The following is a 17,713-nucleotide window of genomic DNA, read 5'->3' as shown; positions in this document are numbered from 1 at the left end:
GGCCGGCGTCGGCGTGGACCAGCCGGGCTGCGGGTGCTCGGAGCCCGAAGCCGGTACGGCTGCATGGGCCCGGTCCAGGTGGGTGGTGGCGAGCAGTTGGGGGCGCGGGAACGCCGCGGCGGCTCTGTGGCGAGCCAGCACCAGCCAACGAACTGGGGGTTTCAGCGGTCGGCTGAAGGGGCGGCGGCACACGGCCAGGCGGCGGGCCGCAGCTGGCTGGGGGACCGGCAGCCGGTCGGAGGGGTCGACGGCTGGCGGGTAGCCAGTGCGGGGCTGTGTGCCGTCAGGTGGCTGGCAGCTGGACCCGTGTCGGCCCTCGGTGGGCAGCGCGTGGCGGGCAGCGGTGGTACGACGTCGAAGGCCTGGTGTCGCGTGTCCTGCTCACCGAAGACGCCGTTGTCCAGTGTGAGGCACATGGGGTGCAGCAAGTGGAGGGTGAGCGGTGAGCTACTACGGCGGTGGCCGTGACTGGGCAATGATCGGTGCCAAGCGGCGCGCAGAGGAGCAGGCATCGAGGGCCCATTCCGACGCGCGGCAGTGGAGGGAGCGGGCAGAGGCCCTCGCAGCCCTGGTCTACGAGACGGCCGACCGAACGCATCCGGCCCACACCGCCGGCGACTGTCAATGCCGTGGTTGCTGGGAGCGACGCGTAGCCCAGCTCTTCGGTGTGGGGGCCGTTCCTCGCTCAGCTTCGAGCGGAGGACAGGCGGACGCGTTCTGGAACTTGGTCAACAAGGTGTCTCGCGAAGCCGAGGAACGCCGCAAGCAGTCTTAGCCGATCGCCCTCGTGCGCAGAGCAGTCGGCCCTTTGCCGCATATCTGTGGGGCCCTCACGGACTAGGTGCTGCTCCCACACATGCGCGTGCGACCGCTGAGGGACGGGTCTCTCAGCGGGCGCGGAGCGGCTTATGCCGGTGCGGGTGGCGGTGGTGGTCAGTAGTCCGTGCGGGGTGCGTGGTCGAAAAAGCGGTTGTCGGTGTCGACGGAGATGTCGCGGACGCCGGGGTAGGCGCGGGGCAGGGGGTCGTTGGTGGCGGCGATCACCTGACAGCCGTATCCGTCCGCCGAGGGGTCCCCGGCGACGTCGATGAGGGTGTCGATGAGCCGCAGTCCGGTGGCCTGGTCGACGGCCCCGAGATCGGCGAGCGGCGAGTCGACGATCAGCAGCGGGGGAACGTGGACGGTTGCCTCGGTGCGGCCGAGGTCGCGCAGGGCCAGCAGCATCGCGACGTTGGTGACGACTTTGGGGCTGCCGGCGACGGAGCTCTCGCTGAAGGCCTTGTCGGGCTGGTCGCGTTCCTTGACACGGGTGGTGAAGTCAGCGGGGTTGATGTGGGCGGTCTCGACATCGGGGTTGATCTGCTGCAGCCGGATGAGGAAGAACTCGGTCCAGCGGGCAATGAGCTCCTTACGCCGTACTTCGTGCGCGGTGAGGGCGGCGTCCCGGGCGGCCTTGGCGTCCTCCATCGCAGTCTTGGCGATGTCGACCACCTTCTGCTGATCGGTGAGGTAGGTGAAGGAGTCCAGCCACTGCTTGAGCCGGGCGACGTCGCGGCTCAGTCCGTGAGCGGTCTTCTCGGCCTGCTGGGCGGCGGCTCGGGCCGGCTGCAGGCTGTCTTGGTCGTAGGCGTCGCGGGCCTTGAGCGCGGCGGCGACCGCCTCCTCAGCCCGGCCCGCTGCCGCCGAGGCGGAGGTCAAGGCGTCTCGCAGGCTCTGCAGCTTCAGTCTTAGGCGCTCGCTCTTCGCGCGGGCGGCGGCGATCTTCCGCTCGCGTTGGTCGGCGGCGTCTGGGCAGAGCTGCCCGCACTGCCGGCACCGACCCGGCTCCCGCTCGGGCAGGGCCTGGCCGCACCGAGAGCAATCCTCGGCGGGCGGCTCAAGCAGCTCGCCGAGGGCGCCTTCGGCCCGGGCGTGCTCGGCGGTCGCGCCGTGCAGCTTCTCATGAGCCGCCGTGGCCTTCTTGCCGGCCTTACGGCGGTCGGCGTCGGCCTCCTTGTGCATGGCGACGAGCCGACCGTGCTCCCCGATCGCGGCCTTCAGGGCCGCGTCAGCCCTCTGCCAGGCCTCGGCCGCCGCGGTGTGCTCGCGTTGTTTCTGCTCAAGGTCAGCGCGGAGCCGGTCCGGGTCGGCGACGCTGCCCCTGTCCCGCAGCTTTTTGTACGACGCAAGTTCCGCCTTGGCCTTGGTGAAGCGGGAGGTGGTCTCGGCGGCGTTCTTCTCCAGGCCGGCGAGGTCCGGATTCCACAGGCCCAAGATGGCCTCCAGCGCCAGGATGCGCTCCTCGTCCTTCCCGCCGCCCAGGAAGGCGAAGGCGATGGTGTGCTGCCGCAGCGCCAGGACGGTGTTGTAGTAGGTATCCAGTTCCAGGCGGGTGGTGCCGCGGGCCGCCCGCGGCAGGCCCAGGAGGTCCTGGACGAAGGCGCCGGCGGTCACCTCCCCGGCCTTCGTGCTCTTCACCGGCAGCGAGTGCTCGGTGTCGTCGTCGAGGTTCTTCAGCGACACCCGTGCCTTCGGGTTGGCGGGGCTGCGGGTGGCCTGCCAGCGAGTGCCGGCAACGCGGAAGGTGAGCCGGATCTGGGCGCAGGCGGCAACCTCCGGCATGATCGTCGCCGTCGTCAGGCCCAGCGGGTAGAGCAGCGCTTCCAAGGCGGTGGACTTCCCCGCTCCGGAGTGGCCCACCAGGAAGGTCACCAGGCCTTTGAAGTAGCGGACCTGCCAGACCTCCCCTCGCCGGAACTCCAGCTTCTCGATTACAAATGATGGACCCACCGGGCCTCCCTCACCCTCGGAAACGGCTGCTCACCCCCTGAAACGACCATCGGCCGAACGAGTGACGGCCGGGCCGACGAGCGGAGACGGAGCCGCGTCCTCACGACGTCGGCTCATGCCACCTCACCGGCCGCTTGCCGCGGGGAAGGCGCCGAGGCCACGGTCGCCCCCGCTCGTTCGGCGCGGGCCCGGCGCAGCGCGGCGGCCTCCGTGGCTGCGGCCTGGCGGTGCGCATCAATCGCGCGGCGGTAGCCGGCCGATGGAGCTGAGTATGGCGTGGGCGCGGCGGGCGTGGGCGGAGGCGGGGCCGGGTCGGCGGCCGCTATGGCGGGGCCGGTCTACCCGGGGGCGGGTGGCAGGACGTGCAGGGTGCGCACGCGCGCGTCGGGCACCTGCTCGTTGGCTGCCGCGATCAGCTTCGGCGCGATCCAGCGCACCTTCGTGCCGTACGCCGGGGCGTCGGGGGCGACGTCCAGGCGGCCGGTGTCCGCGTCGAACTTCACCGCCTGGACATGCCCGGCGAGTTCGGGCGCGGCCGCGGCGAGGACGGCCTCCCACTGGACAAGGACGCTGCCGCCGGCGGCCGGGGCGACCAGACCGCGCTCGATCATCATCATCGTGATCGCCGCCCCAGCCCAAGCGGCTCGCGGCCGTCCCGCCGCAGAACCGTGCCGCGCCGTTTCGGCTTCGTCGTACGGCCAGCGCCGTTCTTCTTCACCAAAGCTGTAGCAGTGGGTGCCCGCCCGACCAGCGCTCTGCCGCGACCTCGCAGCCCGCGCCGAAGTCGCCCTCCAACTCGTCGACGGCGAAGCCGGCCTGTCCACCGTAGACCTACTCGAGCCGCCTCGCTGAGCACAGCCGGGCGGCCGCCTCCTCACCCGTTGGGGTCACAGATGCTGTGGCACCTTGCCCCGCCGATGCGACCGTGTCTGCCCGGCCCGACCTAACGATCGCCGTCAGCGCGACGCGGCGCCCGTCCTTCTCCGCGCGGGCCTTGCACAGCGACGGCGGCCCCGGTCGCCTAACTGATCGTTTCAGAATGAGTTGAGCTGCGGGTCTTGTGTTCGACGATCTTGGTCGGCAGGGTGTCCGGGGTGCGCACTGATCTTGTTCCTGACGACCTGTGGGAGCGGGTGGCCCCGCTGCTGCCGCCCGCTCCTGAGCGGCGCCGCCGCTATCCCGAGCGGCTACGCGTTTCCTGACCGAGCGGCACTTACCGGCGTCATGTACGTTCTGCGGACCGGTGTCGCATGGCGTGATGTCCCCGCGGAGATGGTGGGCTGCTCCGGTGTGACGGCCTGGCGTCGGCTGCGGGACTGGACCGAGGCCGGCGTGTGGCCGCGCCTGCATGCTGCCCTGCTGACCGAGCTGCGCCGCGCCGGTCTGCTGGACCTGGACGACTGCTCCGTGGACGGGTCGCACGTCCAGGCTCTCAAAGGGGGGATCACGTCGGCCCCTCACCCGTCGACCGCGCCCGCCCCGGCTCCAAGCACCACCTGATTGTCGACCGTCACGGAACCCCGCTCGCCGTCACCCTCACCGGCGGCAACCGGCACGACGTCACCCAGCTCCTGCCGCTACTCGACGCCGTCCCGTCGATCCGGGGCCGGCGGGGACGTCCCCGCCACAAGCCCCGGCGTCTATATGCCGACCGGGGCTACGACTTTGACAAGTACCGCCGCCTGCTGTGGAAACAGGGCATCAAGCCGTTGATCGCGCGACGCGGCGTCGCCCACGGGTCCGGACTGGGCAAGGTGCGCTGGGTCGTCGGACGAGCCTTCGCCTGGCTGCACCAGTTCAAACGACTCCGCACTCGCTACGAACGACGAGCCGATCTCCATCAGGGCCTGCTCGAACTGGCCTGCAGTCTCATATGCCTGCGCCGCCTGCGCACCTCATCCTGAAGCGATCAGTTGGCTACGCTGAACCACCCCGGCCGTACCTCGTCCAGAAGCGGTTGCAGCGACCGCACTGCGGACCGCAGGTCCTGATCCGTGACCTCAAGAGGCTCCGGCAGGCTCAGCCCGTACCAGCGCAGCCGCCAGAGGTCGAAGACTTCGCTTCCGTCGGCTGCGAAGTCCACATCGACCTCAGTGCCGTTGTCGCACACGAAGCGGCACCCTGCCCCATGAACCGAGTAGGAGTAGGTGCCGACGTGCCCACTCCGGTTGATCCGGCGCGAACGGGACAGGCCGACGACATCCGCCAGTCGCTCAAGCGAGGGGATCGCCCCCCTCATGGCCTCGTCAATCGCGTTCAGAGCGTGGACGTAACCGAGCACGAGGTCCCGCGCAGCCCCAACCCGTTCCATACGGCGTCATCCCCCCTGAGCCCGTGGCTGAAGGGATTGTTCCATGGGGTCGCCAGCGTCCCTGCAGGACGGCATTCTGAAACGATCAGTAAGGCCAGGTGGCGTGGTCGAACCCCTGGAAGTACTCGTGCTCTCTACGGATGCGACGCGGTCTAGCGTCCGCACGCTGAGTCATCAGACAATCACCGCAATGATGTCCGGGCTTGTAGGGGGAGGACGCATGGGCGTGTTGTGGAAGCTGGAGCCGGCGACGGCGGCCAAGCACCGGCTGTACCAGCGCTACCTGGACGCCTGGTGGCCGATCCTCTTGCAGACGTCCCAGAAGACGGGGTACTCCCGGCCGCGGGTGACACTGCTGGACGCGTTCGCTGGCCCCGGCCGGTACGAAGACGGGGAGGCCGGCTCCCCGGTCTTCATCCTCGACCGCCTGCTCCACCACCACGCCGTAGACCGCATGAATCTCAGCCCCCAGCGAGTCCACCTGGTCTTCATCGAGAAGGACCGGGCCCGCCACGACCACCTGCTCGCCGAATTGCGCTCCCGGTTCGGCACACTCAAGGACCTGCCGGTGCGGGTGGAAGTACGCCGCGGCGAGGCAGGCCGGGACAGCCTGCCGATCCTGGATGAACTCGGGGCCTGGGGTCACCCCATTCTGGGGATCTTTGACAGCTGGGGAAGTGTCAATGTCCCCCTGGACGTCATGTCGCGCATCGCCCGCAACAAGTCCAGCGAAGTCATCACCACCTTCGGCCCCAACTGGTTCAGCCGCCGCGAGGAACTCAACGCCGACATCCTCGACACCGTGTTCGGCGGCCGCAGCTTTTGGACGCCGGCCGCGGACGAGCTGCGCCCGGACGAGCGTTGGCGCGTCTGGCTCCAGACCTTCCGTGATGCCCTGCGCCGAGCAGGCTTCGGCTACCAGCTGCACTTCAAACTCGAGCCCCGCACTGGCCAGCCGCTCTACCTCGTCTTCGGCACCGGAAGCTCCAAGGGGCTTGAGGCGATGAAGGACGCCATGTGGAAGGTGGACGACCGCGATGGCGAGAGCTTCCGCGACCCCCGCAACCGCGGTGTCGAAGCCGACGGACAGCTCGACATCTTCCAGCTCGCCGAGCTGTCCAACCCCGAACTGCTGGAGTTGGTCGGACAGCGCCTGGCGATCGGGCCCACGACGGTGGAAGAGATTGGGAACTGGCTGCTGACGGAGACTGCTCGCTGGATGCCCAAACACGCGCTCAAGGCGGCGAGGGAGATGGTGCAGAGCGGATCCGTCAGCCTGGCTTCCCCCGGTCGGCTGACGTCCAAGAGCCGGGTCATCCTGTCTGCACCCGTTCGGTCATAGCAGTCGGTTCTAGGTCCGGCAGTCCAGGAGGCGGCCGCTTTGAGTAGACGATCGGTCATGAGGGCTCGAGATCCGTGCCGATCTCCAGTGCTGATGAGCGGGTCTGCTCATCCAGAGATTCGCGGCGACTTGACGCTCGTCGATCCTGATCGAGGACGGTGACAACCTCATCTCGCAGCCGTGCGAGCACGGATCCGAGATCCGATCCAGCGGGAGACTGGGTCGGCAGGGTGTTGTTGCGGGCAGCCACGACAAGTTTCTGCACTTCCAGCGCGATGCGAGCTTGCTCCTTTTTCACCCTCAGATATGGCTGAAGGTCGGATATGGCGCGCGCAGCAGCGTCACCCGTCCGGCTCCACTGGTACTGGCCACGATGGGACGTGTTCTTCGGCTCGTAGAGACTCACCTTGCCGCCCCACAGTGAAGCTGCGAGGTCGTGTGGCTGCCGGCGCGTTCCGGAAACACCGATACCGAGCCGCGTAGTACGCCTTGCCGTTTCGCACCGACCAGTGGACGGTGACGTACCCATCGCTGTCGACTACACCTACCAGGTAAGCCAGCTCAAACTCACGCATACGCGCGCTTGGCCGGGTACTCACGTACGCGAAGATCGGCTGGAAAGGTCTTGATGTCCTTGTGCGAGCCTCCCCAGCGGGAGCCCAGTTGCTTTACGAATGGGGCGCAGCCCGCTCGCCGGGAGAGCTGCACCAGGTCAGCGGCCCAGGCAGGATCCATAGGTCGGGCGCCGGGGCCAGACTCACCGCCGATGATGACCCAGCCGATCCTGTCCAGATCCAGTCCATCCAGCGGGCCCAGCAGCGGCTCGCACGACAGGAACCGCACAGCTGCTGGCACCCGGCGCAGATCATCCACGCGGGGGAGCTCCTTGACAGTCTCCACCGACACCCCCATCCAGACGTTGTCCGGCCACTCCAGCCGATCCGCGACCTGCCGCAGCCTGCGTGCCCGCTTCGTCAGCACCTGATAGGTGTGCTGCGGGGTGTCGGCCATTACCTCGAACACACGACGCACGAAGTCCAGCGGCACCCGCGCGTGAAACAGATCCGACATTGAGTTCACAAACACGGTCCTCGGGCTCTTCCACCTGTAGGGGACCGTCAGCGCATCCGCGTGCACGGTTAGCCCGAATCCCGGCCCCGAGGTCCGCGGGTCCCCGTCGTTCTGGTACTTCGCCGACCCCATTGCCTTGAGCCGCTTCGCAAGAGTCAGGGCGTAGCAGTTGTCGCAGCCGGACGAGACCCGGTCACATCCGGTCGTCGGGTTCCAGGTCGCCTCGGTCCACTCAATGGAACTCCGGTCACTCACTGGTTCGCCTCCATCTCGCCCGCCCGTCCCGGCCCCTTGGCACATCCGCAGCGGCATCGCCATCCAACCATCCTCGAGCCCTCCGCATTGCTGAAACGACCCCTGGCTGGCGCCGCAGGTCCGGGCTCCGGGGCCATCAAGGCATCGATTCATGCCACTTCACCAGATGCCTGCCGAGCGTGTGACACCGCGGGAATGACTGCCCCGGCGCGTTCAGCACGGGCCCGGCGCAGGGCGGCGGCCTCGGTGGCCGCAGCCTGGCAGCGGGCGCTGGACGCGGGCCTGCTCGATCGGGGTCGGCGCATCGCCCGGGACGACGACGTCGGGTTCGGGGAACGCGCGGCGGCTGAGCTCGCGCATCGCACGGTTCTGCCGCTCAACCGCTTCTGCAATGCCCGGGTCTACCCGGCGGGGGCACCGCGACCTCCTGGAGCGCGGCAAGCGCGCGGCGGTAGCCCTCGCACGCCGTCTCCCTGGTCTTCGCCGGACCGGTGGGCGCGGAAGCGGCCGGGTCCGCCGGGACAGCATCCGTCGGACCGGGGACGGGCACGGCACCGGGCGGCAGGATCCGCAGGGAGCTCACGACGGTGCGGCCCGCCGCCTTGTTGGCGGTCGCGATGACACGGGCCTGCTCCAGGCGGGCCTTCGTCGCCCACGCCGATGACTCCGGGCACACAGTGAGCCAGCCGGAGTCCGGGTCGTACGACACGGCGGCGACGTGCCCGGCGAGCTCGGGGGCGATGGCCGCCCACCGCTCCCGCAGCGTGGCGCCGGCGGCCGGGAGCTCCCACGCCCGCTCGGTGACCAGCGCGCCGATCGCAGCACCAAGGCCCATCGGCTCGCGCCCGTCGCGCCGCACTGCCGTGACGGCCCGCGGCTTCTTCCTCGCCTTCTGGCCGTTGCCGTTTTTCCGGGCCGCCTCCACAGCCCGCAGCGCGACCCGGGCCAGGTCGACGCCGGACGTCTCGCCGTCGCTCATGCCTGCCCCCAGGTCGTGTAGCCGAGGTCCAGGTGCCCAAGGCCGGCCGCCGCTGCACCTGCGCGACGAACGCCCGGGTGAACAGGCGCTGCGCCGACAGCTCGCCGTACCGGTCGATGTGGTCGAACACCAGCTGGTGGTCGGCGGCCGCGCGGTTGCGCCAGTCCAGGACCTGCTCCCGGGTGAGCTCCTCGAGGACCAGCGCCTGGTCCTCGTCGACGTCGGCGGGCTACGGCTGCGGAGCGGGGACGACGGCGGCCGGGCGCGGCGCGGGCGGCAGCGGCGGCCCGCTGCTCCCACACCTGCTCCCACCGGCGGGCCTTGGCCCACGCCTGGGCGGTCACGGTATCGTGCAACTGCTGCTCGGTGGCCGCCCGACGCTCCGCTTCGGAGGCGTGTGGCATCGCGGTCTCGACGGCGGCCGCGACCGCGCGGCGCTGCGAACGGCGGTCTTCCTGCCGGTCCTCGTAGCGCGGGCAGTCCCGGCCGGAGTCAAGCAGCACGCCCTCATCGCACCGCGGCTCCGCGCACAGCTGGCGCTGCGGCAGACCCCGGCCAATCACTCATTACGATGTGCTCGCGCTTCATCGCACGGACAGACTTAGCACCCCCACTGACAGCGAGGCCCGAAGTCGCATGCAGGAAAAGCCCAGCCACCACAATCGCCCGAGTAAAGAACTTGCAAAGCTCCTATAAACCCCCGGCTCACAAAGGGTGCTCTCCGCGCGAGCGGAGGTGAACCGCTGCTGGCCCGCCCCGAGCGGCCGGTGACGGAGTGCTCTCCGCGCGAGCGGAGGTGAACCGTCGTACGCGGCATCGTCGTCGTGAACGGCCACGTGCTCTCCGCGCGAGCGGAGGTGAACCGGACGACGACGAGGACGAGCGCGAGCCTACCTGCTCCACCCGGAGCCCGAAGAGGGCTGGGAGGCCGTGTCCGATTTCTCGAAGGACTGGTCGCTGGACCTGGCCGACCACAGCGGCTGGGCGATGCTGGCCCGGTGCCCCGAGCGGTGGGCGGAGCTCACCGCACACCCCACGCTCGGGCCGGCCGTCCAGCACCTGCTGCTGGACCAGGCCGAGACCCAGGCGCTCGAGGACGCCCGGCTCCTCGCCGCCGACCCCGACGGCGAGGAACTCCCCGCCGAGCTGGCTCCCGCTCTCAGCGAGGAACTGCTGCACGCCTGCCTCCCTGCACTGTGCCTGCCCGAGCTGGCCGAACTGCCCAACCCGCAGGTGACCGCCCGCCGGACCCTGCACCACATCGCCCACCGCGTCCGCAACAACCCGCGCCTGGCCAACCTCGCCGCCGACCAGCTGCACGCGGCCGCCGACGCCCTCGTGGCCCACGGCCAGCTGCTCAGCCCGCCCGAGAAACAGGCCGGCAACCACGACTTCGACGGCCGCATCCTGCGCCTCGCGGAGGACCTGGCCCTCCTCAGCGCCAACCCCGACCATCTCGCCGGGGCCTGCGCCCAGCTCGCCTGTCTGGATCAGCCGGCCGTCGTCTCTCCCGCGCCGAGCCGGACCCTGATCCGCATCATCGACAACGTCGATCCCGACCACGACCGCCCGGCCCAGCTCCTGGAACGCCACTACGAGCACCGCCGCGTCCAGGCCCTGGCCGCCCTCGCCGCCAACCCGCACACCCCGCACGCCGCCGTCACCGACGTCCTGGACGGGCTGCACCCCGCGGAGTTGGCCTGGATCGCCGAGAGGGCCGACGGCCCCGACTGGTTCCTCAGCGCGGCGGCGGCCGTCCCGGCCGACGAGGACGAGGACGACGGTGTGCTGCGCCTGGTGAGTAACGACGAACTCGCCGAGCACCCCGACCCCGCAGCCGTCCTGCAGTCCTGGCTCGACTCCCCCGCCACCGGCGACATCCTCTCGCGCTCCGAGATCTACCGGGCCGTCGTCAAGTCCCGTCACCACACCCCGGAGCACCTGCTCCAGATCCCCGCCGTCGAGATCCTCTCCCGGAGCGAACCCGAGATCGCGTTGAAGATCCTGCCGGACCGCTGCGGACGAAGCACCGACCGGTGGGCAGCGCTCGCCGCCGCGATGACCTTCGAGTACGACGAAGAGAAGATCACCTTCGGAGAACTCCTCGACTCTCTGGACCCCGCACCCGCCGGTGCGCAGACCCCCTGACGGGCTGCTTCGGCGCGGGACGGATTCACCTGCCCTCGCCCACCTTTGCGGCGTTCGCCGTCAGCCGTGCACACGGCCGACGGATACGGCTCCTTCTTTACGCCGTAAAGAAGGAGCGCGCCAACCGACTACAGTGTAAGTTCTCCCGTTCGCTGTCATATGGCGATGCTGTGACCTGCTGTTCTCCCTCCTGTCTCAGACAGTGACGGATGAGTTGAGTCTCAGGATCGTGTCACTTCCTTCGACCGCCTCCGACGGAGTCGACCAGGTCATGCGCGAATCAGATCGAGGCTCGGAAGGCCTTCCGCAGGAGCTCGCCGAACTCTGCCGGGTGCGTGGTCAGTCCGATGTGCCCGCCGGGGAAGTGCTGGAGCTCCATGCCGAGACGCTCGGCCAGGAAAGCTGCCGAGCGGTAGGGCAGTTCACCGTGTGAGTCCTGGCCACCGGCGATCACGAGCCGGTCCGACAGCTCCTCCAGCCGACGGGTGTCCGGCGCGTAGGACATGAAGCTGGGCACGATCCGCCCGACGAAGTACGGCAGGTTGGCCATCGTCTGCTCGGCCCGCGCCGCTGCTTGGGGCGGAAGCTTCAGCTCGGCCTTCGGCTCGGTGGTGTCGCCATCCTTCTCGGACCTGCCGGCGTCCCCTTCCGACACCGGCCGTTCCTATAGCCACCCGCGCTTCGTGGCGTTCACGCCGGCCTGGAACCTGCTGGCCGCGTCCAGTCGCTCCATCAGGTTCGACATCATCCGGCTGACCGTGCGCACCGAGATGCCTAGGTTGCGGGCCGCGGCCTCGTCGGTGTCCCCGGCGGCGACCATGTTCAGCAGCGCGCGTTCCGTCGGGGTGCACCCGTGGTAGTTGGCGGGCGGCTGTTCACCGAAGGACGTCCCCGTCGACCAGCACAGCTCGAACAAGGCGCACAGGGCGGTGATGATGCCGGAACTGTGCGCCTCGATCGCGCCCTTGCGCGGGTCCTCCGGGTCCAGGGGCAGAATCGCGGCCCGGCGGTCGACGATGATCATCTGGATGGGCACGGCGGGGATGGTGCGCATCTGCCCGCCGTGCTCGATGAGCCAGCGGGCGTAGGCGAGGGTGTCGGGGTCGTTGCGGACGCTGTCGCGGCAGACGGCCCGGATGGCCACGCCTCGCAGCAGCGCCTCCTCGTTGAGGGGGGTCGCGGCATTGCGGGCGTCGGGCCGGTGCGCGCCACCGGGGTTGAGGGACAGGCACTCGAACTCGGTCGTCCGCTGGAGTTCCTCCAGCCGGATACGGACGGCGTCGAGACCTTCGAGCCTCGTGGCACTGTCCGACATGCGCGTGCCGAGGTGCTCGGCGGCCATCGCCGCGATCTCGGCGCGGGTGTTCTCCACCTGGGCCAGGCGCGCCGCGAGATCGGCTTCGGCAGAGGCCAGCAGGGTAGTGAGGCCGACTTCCGGACTGACGGGACGCAGTCCTCCCCCGCGCTGGTCGGATGGTTTGAGCAGAGTGAGCGCAGCCAGTTCGTCGAACGCGGCGCGGATCACCCCCTCCTGGAGTCCGGTGTCCGCCATCAGATCAGTGACCCCGTGGTCGGGGTGCAGCAGGGTTGCCCGGTAGACGGTCTCGGCATGGGGCGAAAGCCCGAGTAATTGCAGCATGTGGTCTCCCTTCGGTCAGGACTCGGTCAGGAGCATCAGTGAGTCCAGGCTTCCGCACAGCCAGGACGCGCTCAAGCCCGCATGGCGGTCCAAGGTGGCGTCTACCCGCCTGGCGTCTTGACGCCCGTCTGCAGCTAGTGACACCGCCACCACCGTGGGACAGGCTTATGCCATCAAACCAACACCCCGCAGAACGGGGCGAACGCGACAAGAAAGATAAATAAGCCGATTCTTAAGGGTGGAGTCCGTCATGTTCCGGATCGCCGCAGTCCTGCTCGCATCCGCCGCTCTCATCGTCGCCGCCGGAACCTCCGGAGCCGTCTCCCACGAGGCGCCGGACGCCGGACGTACGTCCGCCGGTGACGGGTTCGGCTGGGTAACGCCCCGGGTCGTGGCCGGCGACGGGTTCGGCTGGGTGGGGCCCCAGGGCGGGACCGACACCGGTCAGGGTGCTGGCGCCGGCCAGTTGCTCTGACGCCGATCCCACCGGGAGGCCGACGGTGCCAGGTCACCCGAGGATGCCATGTACATGATCACTATGCGGCTGGTAGGAACACCTGCGGCGCCCGATGACCTCAGGGAACTCCTCACCGCCCACTTCGATTCCGCGGACCGGATCGAGCACCTCTGGACACGCGTCGACGGAGACCGGGTCGACCTGGTTCTCTTCGTCCTCGCCGAATGCGAGGCCGAGGCCCTGCTTACCGCCCGCGCGGTGTGTCTGCGGGCCATCGCCCACACACCACGGCTCGCAGCCTGGCGGCTGTCGGACATCGCGGACGCTGGCGACGGCAGCGAGTTCTGGTGACGGCGCAGGACGCCCGCCCGTACGACGCCTTCACCCTTCTCCTCACCCCCGGGCCCGCGCGTCGGCCACCACCATGAAGGCAAGAGAGAGGAACCCACCATGCTCGAAACCGCTGACGCAGGGCCGCGTACGGCGCTCGACCGCACTACCGAACGCCGCCACATCGGGACTTCCCAGGTTCCCGATGACGTCACCTCCATGGAGTTCTCCCTGCCGGGAGCGCGGCTGGAGACCACGAACGTGAGCGAAAGCGACGGCACGAACGGCGTCGTCCGGGTGACCCGCATCTCGAACGGACCGGGCATCACCGACTACGTCACCCACGAGAAGGACTTCGCCTACTCCGCCTACGGCATCCATGTAGGCCAGGACGACCGGCTCACCTTCTTCGGCGAGGGCCAGCGGATCACCGTGCACCTGATCGACTGCCGCGAGGACTCGCCCCAGCTCGGCGACGAGATCACCATCGAGATGGCCGTCTCGCCCTACCGGGTCCTGATCATCCCCAAGGGCATCGCCCACACCCTCGACGGCCTGGGCGGCGTCGTCACCCGCGACGAACCGGTCTGGTATGCCGACCAGAACCCCGACTGGGAACCGGACAACGATCTCGTCTCCTTCCTGCGCTCCTCTCAGCAGGCTCCCGTGGTGCGCACCAACCGCCACAAGCTGCCGGTCGCCGCCCACCTGCTGCTCTCCCGGATGTCTCAGCAGACCAATGCGCAGGACCAGGGTGCCTACGCCGCGCGGTACCGCGTCTCCATCGGCGGCAGCACCACCTACGCAACGCTCAGGCCGGCGTGGCGGGCCGCCGAGACCGGGAACGCCGTCCACGCGTGGGCCTCCCGCAACAACTTCGTGCTGACGGGCCCGGAGTCCTTCACCGTCGTGCCCTCCACCGACAGCTGCACCTCCGACGTCCTCGAAGTGGACCTCGACGGCAGCCGGGCCGAGGACGGCCCCGACGCCGGCGAGGGCAGCGCCGTCGGCCGATTCGTCCGCCACGAATACTCCCGCCGCCGCCTCACCTGGCTGGCGGGCAGCACGGACGCGCAGATCGAGGTAGTGACCGCGGATGGCGAACGCTCCGTGATCCGCCTCGGGGACCCCACTATCGGGGTCCGCGTCCCCCCTGGTACCTGGTACCGGCTCACCGGAACCGGCCGTGTCTGGCTCCGCTCCGAGATGGAACTCCTGGACCTCGAACCCTGGGCCCTGGACCACCCTCCCGGCCGCGACGTCACCACCGCCGACCCGTCCGAAGCCGACGCCAGCAGGCCCGAGCAGGACAGCGACCGCTACCTGCCCGGACCGGCTCTCCACGCGCTGGCGCGCATGGAAGCCAAGGCAATATCGCTCACCCGCTGAAATACGACTGAAGAACCCACCGAAGGGAACACATCATGTCGATCACCAGTGTCGAGACCGCTGTCTGGAAGACCGAGCTCGCCGCCATGTCCGGTGACGTCACGGACCCCGCCGCCCGCGCTGCCCTGGAGAGCCTGAGCTCCGCGCTGGAGCCCTACTTCGAGACCCCGGAGTACTTCCGCAGCATCCTCGGCAAGATCGCCTCGGCGATGATCGACGCCGACACGGAGGAGCAGATCACCTCGCGCTCCTTCGGTGACCTCGCGGAGTTCAGGGCCGCCCTCCCGGAGGGCGTCGTCGTCACCACCGTCTGATCACGGCGGTAGTCGTTGGGGGCGGGTGCACCGGTCCGGTGTGCCCGCCCCAGGCACTTCCGACCACTTCGGATCCCAGCACCGCAGAGAGGAACGCCGCCCATGTCCGCCCTCCCCAAGCCGCACTTGATCATGACCAAGACCCGCACGACGGGCGAGGACTCCGGCCTCCCGGGAGCGCGGCACATCCGGTCCTCCCGCAACGACCGGCCGTACCACTACATGGTGCACAGCCCGCACTTCGCGTACGAGGAGTACGCGGTACACCTCGGCCAGTACGACCGGCTCTCCTTCTACGGCCCGGCGGGCGCCGAACCCGTCACCGTCCACATGTACGACTGCCGGGCGGACTCACCGGAGTACGGCCGGAAGCTGGAGATCGACGTGCCGGCCGACGGATCGTGCGTACTGGCCGTTCCGCCGGGCTACGCGCACTGGTTCGAGCGGCTCGGCACCGTGACCACCCGCAACGACTACTCCCTCCACGCGCCGCAGGACCCCGCGTCGCAGTGGTCCCCGCTCGACGACAACGCCACCTACTCCGTCGCCGACATGGACCGCGCGCGCCCCCGGGCCGTTGCCAACACCTTCGAACTGCCGACGGCGGCCCAGTTCCTGATCTCCAAGTTGGTGTCCCGCAGCTGGCTCGGCGGTGCGACCGAGCAGGGCGTCGTCGCCTCCGCCGAGATCGGCGGCGAGCTCCACCGCTACTTCATCGACCGGGACCTCGCCGGGCAGCAGCCCGTCCTGCCCGCGTCGGAACTCGCCACCGTCACCACCGCGGTCGGCTCCTACCAGTCCATTCGCGACGACTCGTACGGCATCGGCTCCAACGTCGAGAACGGGCTCGCCGACACCATGGTTCACGACATTCCGGCATCCTGGCCGCAGTATTTCAGCGCCCATCCCCATCTCACGCTGAAGCTGTCCCCGTTGTTGTACGACAATCCCGAGATGGAACTCCAACTTATCGACCGCCGCGCGGACTCTCCCACCTTCGGGGCCAGCCAGATCCTCCCCTTCCCGCAAGACTCGCGGGTCGTCCTGACGATCGAACCGGGTGTGCTCATGCGGGCCCGGGGCAGCGGGACGCTCCACTACCGGGTGGAGTACGAGGTCCACGACTCCCGCGGCGCACGCCTGCCCAAGCTCTTCGTCCCGGTCCCCGCCGACGGATTACTGCCGACCTTCGACGCGCCGGGCGCCGCTCTCGCGGGCAACGTCGTCCGAGAGCTGGCCTACCGGTGATGGCGACCGAGCAGGAGCCGAGGACCGGCCGCACCGTGCTCCCCACCGCGTCACGCTGGCTGACGCTGCTCCTCGTGGTCTTCGCGGTGCTCGTCATGTCCCGTTCCCTGAGCGAGGGCATCTACGACATCGCGTTCGCCAACCTGGCCCTGGACCTCTCCGGCCTGGTCAGCACGGTCGGCCTGGTGTACTGCGTGGGCTACGGCGTGGAAGTCGTCGCCTCCATCGCGGCTGGCCCCCTACTGGACCGGGGCAACCCGAAGACCGTCCTGGTCGTGGCCTACCTCGTCAAGATCGGCGTTTTCGTCTTCATCGGCATCGGCTCCACGTTCCTCTCATCCCACCTGTGGGCGATCGTCGTCGCGGCGGCCACGGTGGACCTCGTCCACCACATCGGGGAGATGGCCCTGTTCGTGCTCCTGCCGCGGATCCTCGACGCCAAGACCCTCGTCCGGGTCCAGGGCATCGGCGGAACCATCCGCTCGGCGGCCGAACTACTCTCCCCGGTCGCCGCGGGCCTGGTCATCACCCTGCTCCCCGGTTCACGGGCCCTCCTCGTCGCCGCCGGCCTCCAGGTCCTCGCCCTGGCCGTCTTCGCCGGCTTCATCGCCGTCGTGGTCCGGCAGCCGGGATCCGCTCACCCGAAGTCCGTCCACGCACAGGGCTCCGGCGCGACGACCGGCGTGAAGACCGCCGGCATCGCGCCCGAAGAGGAGTCCGCCCCCGCCCCCCTCCCGTCCCGCCGCGCGGTGGCTAGGACACTCGCCTCCAGCCCGGCCTGGCGCCGCTTCCTCACCTTCCACGCCCTGACCGTGCTCGCCCTATCGACGGTAATCCTCTCCCTGCTGCCCCTCATGAGGGAGACCTTCGCCATGTCGCCGGCCCGCGCCGGCTCCTTCCTGGCGTTCTCCACCATCGGAGCCATTATCGGCGGCCTCGTCGTCGCCAAGGCCGGCCCGGAGGGTATCTACTCAAGCCTCCGCTGGGCCACCGCCCTCGCGGGCGCCGGCACCCTGACGGCGGCACTGCTCGGTGGGAGCCAGTGGATCCTCGCGGCCGCCCTCGTCCTCTTCGGCCTCGGCTTCACCGTGTACCTCAGGTCGGCCGGACTCCTCGTCCAGCTCCGTGCCCCCGCCGCCCTGCTCGGCACCTGGCACGGGCTCCTCGACGCCGTCATCCGCATCGTCAGCGCCGGGGCGATCCTCGCCACCGGCTTCCTCTTCGACCGCTTCGGAGGCAGGCCGGTCTACCTCGTCTTCGGCGCGCTCCTCTTGCTCGCCGCAGCCCTCTGGGCCACCTTCGGCATCCAGGACCAGCAGAACCTCGGCTCGACCCCCCTGCACCCCGCACCCGCACCCGCCCCGTAAGGCGGTTGGAGGAGATGTGGGCGAAGCGCGCCGGGCTTGGCCTGCTGGAGCGCCTGGGCGTTCTCGTTCGCGGCCTGGACGGCGGCGACGACGA

15 protein-coding genes and 3 pseudogenes are annotated in these 17,713 nt (G+C 69.5%); 9 read left to right on the top strand and 9 right to left on the bottom strand.

Going from position 1 to position 17,713, the window contains the following annotated elements; all coding sequences use genetic code 11:
• Positions 1 to 933: 933 nt before the first annotated feature.
• Complete coding sequence (locus ABT360_RS14025) at positions 934 to 2,769, bottom strand: hypothetical protein (RefSeq protein ID WP_351814779.1); 1,836 nt, start codon at positions 2,767 to 2,769, stop codon at positions 934 to 936.
• A 338-nt stretch (positions 2,770 to 3,107) separates the two neighbouring features.
• On the bottom strand, positions 3,108 to 3,380 hold the full coding sequence (locus ABT360_RS14020) for a DciA family protein (protein WP_351814777.1): 273 nt from the start codon (positions 3,378 to 3,380) through the stop codon (positions 3,108 to 3,110).
• Between the two features lie 483 nt (positions 3,381 to 3,863).
• Here ABT360_RS14020 and ABT360_RS14015 point away from each other — a divergent pair.
• Positions 3,864 to 4,673, top strand: a pseudogene (locus ABT360_RS14015) (IS5 family transposase).
• A 5-nt stretch (positions 4,674 to 4,678) separates the two neighbouring features.
• Here the strand turns inward: ABT360_RS14015 and ABT360_RS14010 are convergent.
• Positions 4,679 to 5,080 (bottom strand): DUF6896 domain-containing protein, encoded by a 402-nt coding sequence (locus ABT360_RS14010; RefSeq protein ID WP_351814776.1) that lies wholly within the window; start codon positions 5,078 to 5,080, stop codon positions 4,679 to 4,681.
• Positions 5,081 to 5,270: 190 nt separating this feature from the next.
• Here ABT360_RS14010 and ABT360_RS14005 point away from each other — a divergent pair, with 190 nt between their 5' ends.
• Positions 5,271 to 6,422, top strand: coding sequence for a three-Cys-motif partner protein TcmP (locus ABT360_RS14005; protein ID WP_351814774.1), 1,152 nt, complete (start codon positions 5,271 to 5,273; stop codon positions 6,420 to 6,422).
• Between the two features lie 55 nt (positions 6,423 to 6,477).
• Here the strand turns inward: ABT360_RS14005 and ABT360_RS14000 are convergent, their stop codons facing one another.
• The 3 genes from ABT360_RS14000 to ABT360_RS13990 all read right to left on the bottom strand — a co-directional run bounded on the left by ABT360_RS14000 (position 6,478) and on the right by ABT360_RS13990 (position 8,727).
• Positions 6,478 to 6,828, bottom strand: coding sequence for a hypothetical protein (locus ABT360_RS14000; RefSeq protein ID WP_351814773.1), 351 nt, complete (start codon positions 6,826 to 6,828; stop codon positions 6,478 to 6,480).
• Positions 6,829 to 6,989: 161 nt separating this feature from the next.
• The gene (locus tag ABT360_RS13995; RefSeq protein WP_351814909.1) at positions 6,990 to 7,748 is read right to left on the bottom strand and encodes a DUF5131 family protein; all 759 of its coding nucleotides are present in this window, start codon (positions 7,746 to 7,748) and stop codon (positions 6,990 to 6,992) included.
• A 376-nt stretch (positions 7,749 to 8,124) separates the two neighbouring features.
• Positions 8,125 to 8,727, bottom strand: a complete 603-nt coding sequence (locus ABT360_RS13990) for a DciA family protein (protein WP_351814772.1) — start codon at positions 8,725 to 8,727, stop codon at positions 8,125 to 8,127.
• A 930-nt stretch (positions 8,728 to 9,657) separates the two neighbouring features.
• On the opposite strand from ABT360_RS13990, the gene ABT360_RS13985 reads away from it, so the two are divergent.
• Positions 9,658 to 10,875 carry a hypothetical protein gene (locus tag ABT360_RS13985; protein WP_351814770.1) on the top strand — a complete coding sequence of 406 codons (1,218 nt, stop codon included), beginning with the start codon at positions 9,658 to 9,660 and terminating at the stop codon, positions 10,873 to 10,875.
• Positions 10,876 to 11,155: 280 nt separating this feature from the next.
• Here the strand turns inward: ABT360_RS13985 and ABT360_RS13980 are convergent.
• Together ABT360_RS13980 and ABT360_RS13975 are read right to left on the bottom strand one after the other, a co-directional pair.
• Positions 11,156 to 11,500 (bottom strand): annotated as a pseudogene (locus ABT360_RS13980) (alpha/beta fold hydrolase); the annotation flags it as partial.
• 39 nt (positions 11,501 to 11,539) lie between these two features.
• Positions 11,540 to 12,514 carry a helix-turn-helix transcriptional regulator gene (locus ABT360_RS13975; RefSeq protein WP_351814769.1) on the bottom strand — a complete coding sequence of 325 codons (975 nt, stop codon included), beginning with the start codon at positions 12,512 to 12,514 and terminating at the stop codon, positions 11,540 to 11,542.
• 250 nt (positions 12,515 to 12,764) lie between these two features.
• On the opposite strand from ABT360_RS13975, the gene ABT360_RS13970 reads away from it, so the two are divergent.
• The 6 genes from ABT360_RS13970 (at position 12,765) to ABT360_RS13945 (ending at position 17,619) form a co-directional block, all read left to right on the top strand.
• Positions 12,765 to 12,989 carry a hypothetical protein gene (locus ABT360_RS13970; protein WP_351814767.1) on the top strand — a complete coding sequence of 75 codons (225 nt, stop codon included), beginning with the start codon at positions 12,765 to 12,767 and terminating at the stop codon, positions 12,987 to 12,989.
• 54 nt (positions 12,990 to 13,043) lie between these two features.
• Positions 13,044 to 13,322, top strand: coding sequence for a hypothetical protein (locus ABT360_RS13965; protein WP_351814765.1), 279 nt, complete (start codon positions 13,044 to 13,046; stop codon positions 13,320 to 13,322).
• A gap of 99 nt (positions 13,323 to 13,421) precedes the next feature.
• Complete coding sequence (locus tag ABT360_RS13960; protein ID WP_351814763.1) at positions 13,422 to 14,690, top strand: hypothetical protein; 1,269 nt, start codon at positions 13,422 to 13,424, stop codon at positions 14,688 to 14,690.
• Positions 14,691 to 14,725: 35 nt separating this feature from the next.
• Positions 14,726 to 15,004 carry a hypothetical protein gene (locus ABT360_RS13955; protein WP_351814762.1) on the top strand — a complete coding sequence of 93 codons (279 nt, stop codon included), beginning with the start codon at positions 14,726 to 14,728 and terminating at the stop codon, positions 15,002 to 15,004.
• Positions 15,005 to 15,106: 102 nt separating this feature from the next.
• Complete coding sequence (locus ABT360_RS13950) at positions 15,107 to 16,252, top strand: hypothetical protein (protein WP_351814760.1); 1,146 nt, start codon at positions 15,107 to 15,109, stop codon at positions 16,250 to 16,252.
• The gene (locus ABT360_RS13945; protein WP_351814759.1) at positions 16,252 to 17,619 is read left to right on the top strand and encodes an MFS transporter; all 1,368 of its coding nucleotides are present in this window, start codon (positions 16,252 to 16,254) and stop codon (positions 17,617 to 17,619) included. The genes ABT360_RS13950 and ABT360_RS13945 overlap by 1 nt, the downstream gene beginning before the upstream one ends.
• A gap of 23 nt (positions 17,620 to 17,642) precedes the next feature.
• Here ABT360_RS13945 and ABT360_RS13940 read toward each other — a convergent pair.
• Positions 17,643 to 17,713 (bottom strand): annotated as a pseudogene (locus tag ABT360_RS13940) (YbaB/EbfC family nucleoid-associated protein); the annotation flags it as partial.

Source organism: Streptomyces sp. NPDC000229 (assembly GCF_040300825.1).
Lineage (GTDB): Bacteria > Actinomycetota > Actinomycetes > Streptomycetales > Streptomycetaceae > Streptomyces.
The sequence above is the reverse complement of the archived record's forward strand: the minus strand, read 5'-3'. Positions and strand labels throughout refer to the sequence as shown.